Origin of the sequence: Shewanella sp. POL2, from assembly GCF_000282755.1 — a bacterium.
GTDB lineage: Bacteria > Pseudomonadota > Gammaproteobacteria > Enterobacterales > Shewanellaceae > Shewanella > Shewanella xiamenensis.
Genome location: NZ_AKZL01000130.1, coordinates 1 through 9,480, shown reverse-complemented (window position 1 = coordinate 9,480; position 9,480 = coordinate 1). Strand labels below are relative to the sequence as shown.

At 43.6% G+C, this 9,480-nt stretch carries 9 protein-coding genes and 1 pseudogene; 2 read left to right on the top strand and 8 right to left on the bottom strand.

The window, feature by feature from the left end; translation table 11 throughout:
• The 8 genes and pseudogenes from SHEWPOL2_RS20765 to SHEWPOL2_RS20730 form a co-directional block, all read right to left on the bottom strand.
• A pseudogene (locus SHEWPOL2_RS20765) lies at nucleotides 1-574 on the bottom strand (IS481-like element ISShes15 family transposase); the annotation flags it as partial.
• Between the two features lie 165 nt (nucleotides 575-739).
• Complete coding sequence (nfuA, locus tag SHEWPOL2_RS20760; RefSeq protein ID WP_037431276.1) at nucleotides 740-1,318, bottom strand: Fe-S biogenesis protein NfuA; 579 nt, start codon at nucleotides 1,316-1,318, stop codon at nucleotides 740-742.
• Between the two features lie 251 nt (nucleotides 1,319-1,569).
• Nucleotides 1,570-3,318: a urocanate reductase gene (urdA, locus tag SHEWPOL2_RS20755; protein ID WP_037431274.1), complete on the bottom strand. Its 1,749-nt coding sequence runs from the start codon at nucleotides 3,316-3,318 to the stop codon at nucleotides 1,570-1,572.
• Nucleotides 3,319-3,410: 92 nt separating this feature from the next.
• The gene (locus SHEWPOL2_RS20750; RefSeq protein WP_037431271.1) at nucleotides 3,411-4,175 is read right to left on the bottom strand and encodes an outer membrane protein OmpK; all 765 of its coding nucleotides are present in this window, start codon (nucleotides 4,173-4,175) and stop codon (nucleotides 3,411-3,413) included.
• Between the two features lie 174 nt (nucleotides 4,176-4,349).
• The gene (locus SHEWPOL2_RS20745; protein ID WP_037431269.1) at nucleotides 4,350-5,591 is read right to left on the bottom strand and encodes a HAMP domain-containing sensor histidine kinase; all 1,242 of its coding nucleotides are present in this window, start codon (nucleotides 5,589-5,591) and stop codon (nucleotides 4,350-4,352) included.
• Nucleotides 5,578-6,255: a response regulator transcription factor gene (locus SHEWPOL2_RS20740; protein WP_037431267.1), complete on the bottom strand. Its 678-nt coding sequence runs from the start codon at nucleotides 6,253-6,255 to the stop codon at nucleotides 5,578-5,580. The genes SHEWPOL2_RS20745 and SHEWPOL2_RS20740 overlap by 14 nt, the downstream gene beginning before the upstream one ends.
• A gap of 2 nt (nucleotides 6,256-6,257) precedes the next feature.
• The gene (locus SHEWPOL2_RS20735; RefSeq protein WP_037431265.1) at nucleotides 6,258-7,004 is read right to left on the bottom strand and encodes a helix-turn-helix transcriptional regulator; all 747 of its coding nucleotides are present in this window, start codon (nucleotides 7,002-7,004) and stop codon (nucleotides 6,258-6,260) included.
• A gap of 171 nt (nucleotides 7,005-7,175) precedes the next feature.
• A complete protein-coding gene (locus SHEWPOL2_RS20730; protein ID WP_037431263.1) occupies nucleotides 7,176-7,964 on the bottom strand; it encodes a ComF family protein in 789 nt (262 codons plus the stop codon).
• A 25-nt stretch (nucleotides 7,965-7,989) separates the two neighbouring features.
• On the opposite strand from SHEWPOL2_RS20730, the gene bioH reads away from it, so the two are divergent.
• Together bioH and SHEWPOL2_RS20720 are read left to right on the top strand one after the other, a co-directional pair.
• Nucleotides 7,990-8,781 (top strand): pimeloyl-ACP methyl ester esterase BioH, encoded by a 792-nt coding sequence (gene bioH / locus SHEWPOL2_RS20725; protein ID WP_037431261.1) that lies wholly within the window; start codon nucleotides 7,990-7,992, stop codon nucleotides 8,779-8,781.
• A gap of 61 nt (nucleotides 8,782-8,842) precedes the next feature.
• Nucleotides 8,843-9,397, top strand: coding sequence for a hypothetical protein (locus SHEWPOL2_RS20720; RefSeq protein WP_037431259.1), 555 nt, complete (start codon nucleotides 8,843-8,845; stop codon nucleotides 9,395-9,397).
• Nucleotides 9,398-9,480 lie beyond the last annotated feature (83 nt).

The window sequence follows — 9,480 nt, the reverse complement described above, 5'->3', positions numbered from 1 at the left end:
AAGTATCGACAAAGGTTTGCTGATAAATCCTGCCTACGCCCTTAAGACTACCAACGTAAAAGGTATCTTGTGAGCCGAGATAACCTGGATGATGCGTTTCAATTTCACCACAGGCTTCATCGTCTTGCTGCTTACGCTCAAGGGCGGCAACTTGTTCATCCGAAAGGATTATCCCTTCTAGTTCGACTTTGGCTTCGAGGGCTTTTAATCGCTTTTTGAAGTTCTCTAAGCCATGCCGTAACCAAATGGAGCGCACGCCACTGGCGGAGACAAATATCCCTTGTTTTCGAAGCTCGTTACTAGAGCGAGACTGCCCATGGGCAGGAAATGCGATAGCATGTGTTAAGACGGCATTTTCAGTTACATCATCAACACGATTCTTGAGGTTAGGTGTTCTTCTGGACTGATTAATCAATGACTCAACACCGCCGTTTTCAACCAGCTCTTGATAGCGATAGAAAGTATCACGGGAAAGCCCCATGACTTTACAAGCTCTAGACACGTTTCCCAATTCTTCAGCGAGATTGAGTAAACCAGCTTTGTGTTTAATGATGGGATTGTTAGTATGAAGCATGAGAGTTACCTTTTTGCTTTGATTAAGTTTCGACACCTTTATCAAAACGGGTAACTCTCATCTTTTCAAGATGATGTGTCAGATCTAGTCTGAACTAATACAAATTAAGAGATATAAAAAACGCGACTCAAGGTCGCGTTTTTTCATTTAGCTCAACTCAAAAGCTTAAGCGTAAGAATGCTCACCGTGTTGGTGATCGGTTACGTCACGCACACCAGTTAATTCACCGGGGAACATATCTAACAATTGTTTCTCGATACCATCCTTTAAGGTGATATCCACTTGCGAGCAACCGTTACAACCACCGCCAAACTGCAATACCGCAACACCTTCGCCAGTGATTTCAACCAACATAATGTTACCGCCATGGCTAGCTAACTGTGGGTTGATTTCAGATTGGATCACGTATTCGATACGCTCCACTAACGGCGCATCACCCGCAACTTTACGCATTTTCGCGTTAGGCGCTTTGAGGGTTAATTGCGAACCTAATTGATCGGTTACAAAGTCAATTGAAGCTTCTTCTAAGAAAGGCGCACTCTTTTCGTCGACCATGGCACTAAAGCCATTAAATTCTAATTCAATATCGTCGCTTTCAACGGCATCAGGCGGGCAGTAAGACACGCCACACTCTGCTTGTGCGGTACCTGGACTTATCACAAATACACGAATATGAGTGCCTTCAGGTTGATCTGCTAACAACTTTACAAAATGGGCTTGAGCCGCATCGGAAATCGTAATCATGGAAACCAGCTCCGTCAGGGGATACCTGAGTGTTTTAGTAAGAATTAGCCGTATGATACTCCTAGTCACTCGCGCTTTGTAGTCCCCTTGGGCGCAAGTTTATGGATTTTTGCCATAGTGATCACGATTCAAGCCTTATTTAGCAATTTATAAATAACACTTAAACATCAGCATTATGCATGAGTAAACAAGCATTAATAAAAAGAAAAGCGACTCAATTGAGTCGCTAAAAAGATCCTATAAAAGACAAATTATTTTGCAGCTTCTTGTCCCGCGATACGGCCAAAAACAATGATATCTGTATAAGCATTACCACCGAGACGATTGGTTCCGTGGGTTAAACCCGTCACTTCACCCGCAGCAAACAAGCCCGGAATCACCTTTCCTTGTTCATCCAGTACACGAGTACGTGTATCAACCACAAGGCCGCCCATCGTATGGTGCACAGAAGGTGTCGCTTTTAAAATCCAATAAGGTCCTTTACTTAAATCGACTAATCCTGAGCGATGATTAAAGGCTTCATCCTTTCCTGTAGCTGCATAGCGATTAACGTCTCTAATCGTTGATAACAGCTTATCTTCAGGAATATTAAAGACTTTAGCGGCTTCTTCTAAGGTATCAACCTTGTACATTAGCCCATCTTTGGTAAATTCTTTCAGTTCGCCTTGGTGCATTTCAACCGTATGGGCAACGTCCTCGATAGCTTGATTCCATAACACATAGGTATAACGTCCTGGCTGTGCCAGAATGGCATGCGAAATCACATCTCGACGCTCCAATTCCTCAACAAAACGCTCACCCTTCTGGTTGATTAACACCGCTCCAAAGAAGCGAGAGTCTGCAATCAAGGCAATCGCGCCAGAGGTTGGGCTACAAATAGGATATGACTGGATATAGCCCATATTTTTCGCCGCTGCGTGAATTTTCTCTGCCATCACAATGCCATCACCTGTGCCGCCCGCATGGCCTGTACTACCATAACGCTCGTCGAGTTCTGGATTGTATTTCTTGCGCATCTCCATATTCGAGGAGAAACCGCCCGTTGCAATCACAACACCGCGTTTAGCATGGTAAGTGATGGTTTTGCCATTATGTGTCGCTTCTACACCCACAATGCGACCCGTTTGATCTTGGATTAACTTTTCAGCCTTAGTATTGGTATGGATCGGTAAACCGACTTCATCCGCTTTAATCGAAAACTTACTAATGACCTCTGCCCCAGTATGACCTTTAGGGATTAATGCCCGTTTAACGCTGTGTCCACCAAACTGAAATAATTGATCTGGGTAGAATTCTACTTTGACGTAATCCCTTAGCCATTCAGCTGCGCCGACGGCATTATCGACCATGGTTTTAACCATTTCAGGATCACCTTTGAAATCACCACCTTTCAGCGTGTCGCTGATAAACAGCTCTTTGCTATCGGTAATTCCCATATTTTTTTGTACCCAACTACCGGCCACATTCATCTCAGCGCCAGAGATCAATGAGTTACCACCAATAATTGGCATTTTTTCAATAATAACAGCGGAGCGACCCGCAGCTTTCGCCTCTAAACCAGCGCTAAAACCTGCTCCACCCGAGCCAATAATCACCACATCATAGGTATATTCTGCTGGGGTTAACGCCTCACTTTTCTTAGCAGAAGCCGTTGCAACAAGAGTGACTCCCGCGGCTTCAATACTTTTACCCACGGCTTCTTTGAGCGCTTTAGACGTTACTGTGGCGCCAGCAATACCGTCAACCTCGATAGAGTTATTATCAATAATTGCCTGTTTAACATCTTTAAATACGGCACCAGCAAGGACTTTATTTTCCTTTTGCTTGAGTACATCAATCGCTACAATATGTCCGTCTTTGAATGTGGTTTCGACCTGCACTTCGCCATGCTTACCTTGAGCAGTGCCTTGGCTTTTTACTATTTGATGGGTCACTTGACAGCCGGCAATAATTGCTGTTGCAGTGACAGCAATACCAATAATGGATTTTTTATAATGCATTATAATTCCCTTATTATTTTTGATAAAAAATAGAACAACACCAAATGAAATGAGATTCTACTTATTAAAAATTCAACCTATTTGACAAACCGTTAAAACTGATAACCAATAGATACACCGTACTCAATCCCATCATTATATTGTGATCCCCAGCTATCATAATGAGTGACATATATTTTTGAAAAAATTGAATCAGCAAGGTTTGTTTGTAATGTTGTGATTATCTGATGACCATAGCTGTCGTATGAAAATAATGCTTGATGCGCTTTATCCCTATCAATTTGCGCCTCATAATTCAAACTTAAACTATGTTTAAACCCTAGTAACTCAAATGGATACTTTGCATTTAAAACTACAGCATAACCTGATAGGTCGTTAAACTTTTCTGAGGTAGGGGAAAAGCTACCAATGGTATAGTTTAAACCAACCCCATAGTTTAGTGATAACTTTTGAATTTTTACATTGTGGGTAACACCTAAATAAAGATTATCTTCAACCAGCGTTTCACTCGCAGAGATAAAGTTCTGGGTCCAGAAGTTGAACTGCGATTCTCCGAGCTTATTTTCAAGTATCAATAATGACTTAATGGTAGTTTTACCATCAAGATGTTTTTGGTTTTCTGCGATTTCAGCCGGGTTTTCGAGCTTAAGATTAGCAAAGTAAGTCCCCCAGTCAGCAATCCCCAAATGATTCAACTTTACAAAAGGTTGATTAAAAACACCTGGGTTATCATTTTTTGTGTCACCGGTATAAAACTTATAACCTAAATCCACACTCGTTTTATTCACGTCAGCATATACTGAACCACTAAATACTATTGCACTAACTAAAATAGATGCCACACTTTTTTTACACATAGATCCCCTCTCAACCATGTATTCTAGGAAGTATTTTCAAATACGTACCAACCAGTAAACCTTATATAATAACGTTACTATGAATATCATGATGACTATGTGATCTAAGCCCAACGGCGCTTTTGCATTTTAAAAGTGTGTGGTTTAATGCAGTAAATTTATCGTTTGCATTATTTAGCCGTTAGATATTTCCAACCTGGCGGAAAATAAATTATTTTCAGATGAGCTAGTAAAAATCCAACCCAATTGATTTGCGAGACGTTTCACAAGTAAAAGTCCTAAACCAAATCCATGGTGACCATTACTATTATAGAAATTAGTTATTTCTATACAACAAGCATCTTGAGTAATGCGAATATCCCGCCCCCCATGCTCAATACTATTCCTTAATAAATTGCTTAATATTATTTTTAGTGGATGAAGCTGAACGGGCAAACAAGTATCGTCAGAAAATAATTGAATTTTTTGCTCATGACCATGAACCCGTTGCTGCTCCTCGATAATACTGGCAAGCAAAGGCGATAACGCTACTTTTTCCTTTTCTAAGCTGGAACACTCTTTATTGGTCAACCACAGTAAGGTTTCAATAAGTGACTTCATTTGATTGGTTGCTTGGGAAGCATACAGCGTTGGTCCTGTAAGCTCACCTTGTTGTAATGTGAGGATTTCGAATGAAGATTGGCATATGGCGACTGGCGTTCTTAACTCATGGCTAGCAAAGCGTAAAAAATTAAGTTCGCGTTGCTGGGCCTCTTGAAGCTGTAAAATCGAGTCATCTAAAGCATCAACAATGGCTTTAAGTTCAGCGTATTCTTGTTGCGGTAAACTCAGTTTGCCTCCGGCTTCCCAATCATGCTGCTTAATCGCATGGCTAATTTGATGCACAGGCGTAATCACTTTACTTTGCATAAAAAACGCTAAGCTTGCGCTTGCACAAAAGGTAATCAAGACAAGCAGCAAAATAGCCGTCATATTCTTAGGGGCAAAGTGCAAATCATGGGTAACGCTAAACTGTAGCCAAACGTAAAGCGGCTGGCCAGTTTGGGGGTAGTACACACTTAGCGCGTTAACAATGGGACCTTCTGCATGCTCATAGCGAATTGTGCTCGCATCTGTTAAGACTTCATTGTTATTTAACTTACGAATTTGCAGCGGAATATCTCGCCAATGAGCATAGACAGTTAAGTTATCGGTTTTTAGAATCGGCTGCTGTAATGGTTGCTGAGTTGGCTGTGCCGCCTTCAGTAATGCTTCGGCAGCTTGTCCTGCATTGTGCATTGTGACTTCATGCATAGAAATCATACCTGCACACATCATGCAAAGCGGGATAAAACTATTCACGCCTAAGGTTATTAAAAGAAAAATAACTCCCCACACTTGATAGCTACGCTTAAGGCTAAATTTAGGCGCTTGCATTGATTTCATCCCTAAGGCTTAAGCCAACGCCACGAATTGTATGTAATATTTGCCGCTCAAACGGGCGATCTATCACTCGGCGCAAAAGATGAATATGGCTGCGCAAGCTGTCACTATCTGGTGCACAATCGGGCCAAAGCATTCGCTCAATCTCTTCTCTAGTCACCGTTTCTGGACTACGACGCGCTAATAAAGCCAGGATCTGCCATCCGGTTTTAGACAAAGCCAGCAGTTGCCCTTGCCGATACACCATGTGGTTTGCAAAATCGATTTCTAGGTCACCAATAATCAACCTTTGGGGTGCGGGACGACGCTGAGCAACCACCTTCAGCCGCGCGACCAGCTCCTCCATCGCAAAGGGTTTTATTAAATAATCGTCTGCACCCACAGTAAACCCACTCAAGCGATCATTCAGACTACTACGTGCAGTTAACATGATTACTGGTGAGGTAATGCACTGTGCTTTCCAGCGTTCACACGCTTCAATCCCATCCCCATCCGGCAAATTTAGATCGAGAATAATTGCGTCAAATTGCTGCTGGCTAATGAGCATATCTGCTTGCGCTAGGTTGAACGCGTAATCGCACTCTATGCCACTCAATTCAAGATATTGAATGATGTTGTTAGAGAGCAGCCGATTGTCTTCAACCAGTAATACCAACATATTTAGATCAACTCATATTGATGGGCGAGATGAATTAAGTTTGCTCGATTCGTCGCCCCAAACTTCCTACGCATTGATTCCATATGGTATTCAACTCCCCTAATGCTTATCGGGAGCTGGGTTGAAATTTCGTCATTCTGCAGGCCGTTTGCGACCATAACTAAGATATCTCTCGCATTATCTTTCAGTAGAGAACTTTGAAGAAACGGATTAAACAATGACTTATTACATTCAAATAGCTTGTTTTGGGCATCCTTTAAGGTCGCGCTCAAATCCGTTAATTGGATGTCCGAATCATCCAAATGACTCAGTAGAATAAAGCGACCCGCCCAATGTCGATTGCTATGGCATGCAACGGGCCAACTTAATACGGTTTGAATATGGTGCTTATTAAAAAGTCGGCGAGCCTTGTCACTTTTCTCACACGACAAGCGATAAAGATAAGATCTTGATGTATCTAACGAAAAACCAAAATTAAAATCACTAGCGGCAATCTGACTTAAATAAAAACGCTGCAATTGGGCAACTTTTGGGGATGAAGCTACGCTGGCAGTGGGTTTACGCAGCGAGGCTTGCGAGAACAAATTGGTTTCTTTTGGGAAGTGATAGTTTTCATACGCACAATGTGCGACCCCTTGAAACCAGAATCCATTAAAACCGTGCGGTTTCAAAGCAGCACTTATCGCCTGAATAACGTCTTGTAATGTCGATGCCATATTGGCATTTGATAGCGCCCGTTTAGCGTCCATAAATACCCCCAAACAAAATATGATTAGAAGGTATCTCAATACGAGTAACAAACAAAATCTATAGATACATATACTTACATTTTATCGCAAAATTAAAAGTTATTTTTTATTTCCCATATTTTTGACATAGTTTTGACGTTCGTAACGCTACACTGCAACGATCTTTGTTAACTATAAGTCCGTTATCTCCAACAAGCCTGGCGCTTCGGCTCGTGCAAGGCACCATATTTGAACATGCACATATCGCGCTTCGAATAAACTGGCGATCTCCGCAACCGTCGTGCCTGTCGTCACCACATCATCCACTAATGCAATGCGTTGATAGGCAAAATCAGCATTTAACTCAAAGGCATCCTGTAGATTTCTTCGCCGCTGCGCACCATTGAGTCCAGCCTGTGGGCGGGTATCCTGCCGCCGTGTTAATCCTTGGTCAACTAAGGGCAACTGTAAGCGTTGCGATAACTCATGGGCGATTAACCATGCTTGATTAAATCCACGTTGGCGCAGCCGATTAGGGTGTAAAGGGACTGGCACTATGGCCTGCGGTAGCGTGATTAATCCTTGCTGTTCAAGCTGACCAATGCGCGCCACTAAGGCTTGGCACAATAGGGGTAAGGCGGCAAGTTGTCCCTGATATTTGATAGCGGCTATCCAAGGGCCAAAGCCTTGATGATAACTACAAGGAGCGATGACTTTTCGCGGCTGATGCTTTTGGCATTGACCACAATATTCCAGCTCAAGTTGCATGGATTTGCCGCAACCTAAGCAAATGGGGCTGTGATACAAGCCATTTTGCAGGCATACCTGGCAAAATCCTGCTTCCGTTGAATTTAGGGATTGGTGGCACAGTAAGCAGCGGTTAGGTAAACTGCCTGCCAAGCAACGATGCCCCCAATGCGAGACTAAGCGTAATAGCTTCGCCCCCTGTTGCGACCAAATCCATTTGCTATCGCCCGACATACAACATCCTATTTGAGGTATTTTAGTGAACGCTACAACGTCTACTCATCATCCACTCCATATCGAAACCATTGGCCAAGGGCCAGATCTGGTGATGATCCACGGTTGGGGGGTTAATAGCGCCGTGTTTACGCCGCTGCATGAGCAACTGTCTGAGTATAGAGTGCACTATGTCGATCTGCCGGGTTTTGGCTTAAGCCAACCGATAGCGGGCGATTTATCTGCTTGGGTCGATGCGTTAATCAGTAGCTTACCCGCCAATGCAATTTGGGCTGGCTGGTCGCTGGGCGGTTTAGTGGCAACTCAAGCTGCCATTCGCTATCCATTGCAAATTAAAGGGTTAGTCACTATCGCCTCTTCCCCCTGTTTTATGGCAAGGGAAGAAGAAGCATGGCCCGGTATCCCGCCACAAGTACTCAGTATGTTTGGCGAACAGCTTGGGCAAAATTTACCAAAAACCATTGAACGTTTTTTAGCAATTCAAGCCATGGGCAGTGAAACAGCCAAAGACGATATCAAACAGCTACGGGATTTAGTCTTAGCTCGCCCACTTCCCGATGCAGCGGCATTAACTCAAGGCCTTGATATGCTGAATCAAGTTGATCTGAGACCGCAGCTATCGAGCATCAACCAACCTTGGCTGCGGATATGGGGCAGACTAGATGGACTCGTGCCCAAACGCGTCCAACCTAAAATGCCAACAGCAAGCCACATCACCGATGTGATGCTCGCCAAAGCATCCCACGCGCCATTCGTGTCACATAGGCAAGAATTCTTACAAGCACTCTTACCTTGGTTGGCACAATTCAAGGACTAATGCTTTATCTTTGTGCAATTAGTGGCTAGTATTTAACCATTAAGGCTACAAGGAATTTTTCATGCTGCTTGTCAGTAACTACCCCCAGGTTCCGCTAGCGACGACCAATGTCGCGACGGACTCGGCTCGGGTCGACAATCAGCTAAAACCAGTGGTTATCCCACCTCAGGCTGCGACTAAAGGCCATGAAGAACGCGCCTTTAACCCGCAAAATGAACGTACTGCAGACCAAGCTCAGCAACAGGCTCGATTACTTGAGCAAAATCAGCAACAAGTTCAACAAAAGCAGCAGCAACAGCAATCCTCGCAGCAACAGAGCCAGCAACAGCAGGAAAAGCAAGCTCCTATTGTTGCCGCTGATCGCGCGCTTCCCAAGACATTAAAAGTGCCTGTACGCGGCCCAGCCGCGCTGCAACGTAAGGATATTCGCCTCAAAGTCGGCCAACAAAATCCGAGACCAGCCAATACCAATGCCAAAATGGGTACAACAACGGCTCGTCAACCTATTCAGGGCGAATCACCTCAGTTTTATCAGCAGGTTGGCCAGCGTATTGGACAATATTATGCGCAGCAAACTCAGCCTGAGACCGAACCATCTATGTCGGCTTGGATTTAAAAAATGCTGATTTGAAAGATAAAAAATGCCGCTAATCAGCGGCATTTTTTATTCGGTTACTTACCCGAGCGATACAGCTCTTG

Bases quoted from the DNA above. Each gene is read 5' to 3' on its own strand.
- urdA (WP_037431274.1), bottom strand. From the start codon at position 3,318: ATGCATTATAAAAAATCCATTATTGGTATTGCTGTCACTGCAACAGCA.
- SHEWPOL2_RS20735 (WP_037431265.1), bottom strand. From the start codon at position 7,004: ATGGACGCTAAACGGGCGCTATCAAATGCCAATATGGCATCGACATTA.
- SHEWPOL2_RS20750 (WP_037431271.1), bottom strand. From the start codon at position 4,175: ATGTGTAAAAAAAGTGTGGCATCTATTTTAGTTAGTGCAATAGTATTT.
- SHEWPOL2_RS20730 (WP_037431263.1), bottom strand. From the start codon at position 7,964: ATGTCGGGCGATAGCAAATGGATTTGGTCGCAACAGGGGGCGAAGCTA.
- nfuA (WP_037431276.1), bottom strand. From the start codon at position 1,318: ATGATTACGATTTCCGATGCGGCTCAAGCCCATTTTGTAAAGTTGTTA.
- SHEWPOL2_RS20740 (WP_037431267.1), bottom strand. From the start codon at position 6,255: ATGTTGGTATTACTGGTTGAAGACAATCGGCTGCTCTCTAACAACATC.
- SHEWPOL2_RS20720 (WP_037431259.1), top strand. From the start codon at position 8,843: ATGCTGCTTGTCAGTAACTACCCCCAGGTTCCGCTAGCGACGACCAAT.
- SHEWPOL2_RS20745 (WP_037431269.1), bottom strand. From the start codon at position 5,591: ATGCAAGCGCCTAAATTTAGCCTTAAGCGTAGCTATCAAGTGTGGGGA.